This is a genomic window from Polaromonas sp. P1_E1_2 (assembly GCF_056406035.1).
Map to the genome: position 1 here is coordinate 1 of NZ_JBFUAZ010000765.1, position 1,673 is coordinate 1,673.

Below are 1,673 nucleotides of genomic sequence, written 5' to 3' on the forward strand. Positions count from 1 at the left end.
ACCACACAATGTCCAAAGGTTATCGAATCACAGCGTCCACCGGTATCCATAAAGGCGATCGGGACTACCAGCAGGATCAGGTCAATCTGTTCAGTCACTCACGCATTCCCGGCTGTATGCTGGGTATCGTGGCTGACGGCATGGGAGGCCGTAGCGGAGGACGGAAGGCGTCCGATCAGGTCATGTTGACGGCCAAGCAGCTTTTTGAACGTTATGCCCCGGAAACGGACGATGCGCCTGCGATGCTCAAGCAGGTCATCGAAGAAGCCCATATCGTCATCAAACTGACGGCGATCTCGGCCGAGCAGGAACCGCACAGCACGCTGGCGGCATTTCTGATCAACCCGGGTGGGGACTGTCACTGGGTACATACCGGCGATTCAAGGATTTACCATTACCAGGGCAGCAAACTGGTACACAGGACGGTGGACCACTCGTATGTGCAGACTCTGGTGGACAAAGGCGAGATTACTGAGGAAGAAGCCAATGTCCATCCGCAGTCAAACATCCTGATGGGTTGCCTGGGTACGGAGGATGCGCCACCTATTACCCATCATTTCATCCCGCAACTCCGGCCTGAAGACGTCCTGCTGGCTTGCAGCGATGGGGTCTGGCACTATTTCAGCACCAGTGAAATGGGCTCAGCCCTGTCCATGCTGTCACCCCGTGAAGCCACTGAATTCCTGATTCAGAAAGCACGTTCCCGCGCGCGAGGCGGCGGTGACAATCTCTCGCTGGTGATTGTCAAACTCGAGCCTTTGGCCGCTGAGCCACCGACCCGCTTAGTCGGGTAAGGGTAAGGACTTCGCTGGCGGCTTGGTCTGCTTCAGACGATCTCTTTCATGCTGGGCTTTGCGCTCCAGCGCCTCCTTTTGGCGGTCGTTGAATTTTTTAGCCTCTTCCGCTGCAACGGCCTGCTTTTCGCTTCTGGACTGGGATTTTTCCTGACCGCTTTTTAATCTGGCAGCGTTCGCGTCGCTACTACCTTGCTCACCTGCCTTGGCCGCAGCGCGGTCTTCGGTTTTCTTTTTTTCTCGCTCAAGACGAGACTGGGAGTCTTCCAGAGCTTTCGCCCGACGATCCGCAGCCTCCTGCTGTTTCTCCGGTGACGATTTTTCTTCCGTTTTACGGATCTGCTCCGCACCCCTGATGCGGCGTTCCTCGTCATTGAGCGACAGCTCTTGCCGGCGAAGGTCTGCCATGGCTTCGCGCCGCCGGTCATTGACTTTTCCCAGGCAACTGTTGACGGCAAACCGGTCGTAGCAGGCAGCATCCTCAGCCAAAAATCCTGCCTCCAGCCTGTTGCGTTCGACGCTGATTCTCGTCCGCTCGGCATCAATGCTTCGCATCTGGTCAGCGGGTGCAGCCGTCTCGACCGTGGACTGCGCATTCGCGAGCACGCTTAAAGCGATGAGAAAACAGGCGGTAACCAGATGCTTCATGTGAGTGTTGTGTCCACGTTTCTGCGTTCAAGCGCCAGGAATTCCTTTGACTGCATTTCGTTGAGCCGGGAAACCGTACGGGGGAATTCGTGTACCAGCGGCCCCTCGGTGTACAACGCCTCAGGAGCGACTTCTGCCGACATGATCAACTTGACCCGGCGGTCATACAGCACATCCACCAGCCAGGTAAACCGCCGTGCCTCCGATGCCATACGCACCGGCATATGCGGT

The 1,673-nt window shown here is 56.9% G+C and carries 3 protein-coding genes; 1 reads left to right on the forward strand and 2 read right to left on the reverse strand.

From position 1 onward, the window contains the following. Positions 1-8: 8 nt before the first annotated feature. A complete protein-coding gene (locus tag AC1D1P_RS22645; protein ID WP_477669618.1) occupies positions 9-794 on the forward strand; it encodes a PP2C family protein-serine/threonine phosphatase in 786 nt (261 codons plus the stop codon). On the opposite strand, the gene AC1D1P_RS22650 is transcribed toward AC1D1P_RS22645, so the two are convergent. Together AC1D1P_RS22650 and zapE are read right to left on the reverse strand one after the other, a co-directional pair. Beyond that, positions 783-1,442 (reverse strand): hypothetical protein, encoded by a 660-nt coding sequence (locus AC1D1P_RS22650; protein WP_477669347.1) that lies wholly within the window; start codon positions 1,440-1,442, stop codon positions 783-785. The genes AC1D1P_RS22645 and AC1D1P_RS22650 overlap by 12 nt on opposite strands. Then, positions 1,439-1,673: AFG1/ZapE family ATPase (zapE, locus tag AC1D1P_RS22655; RefSeq protein WP_477674538.1), on the reverse strand; the 235-nt coding region annotated here is incomplete at its 5' end. The genes zapE and AC1D1P_RS22650, both read right to left, overlap by 4 nt.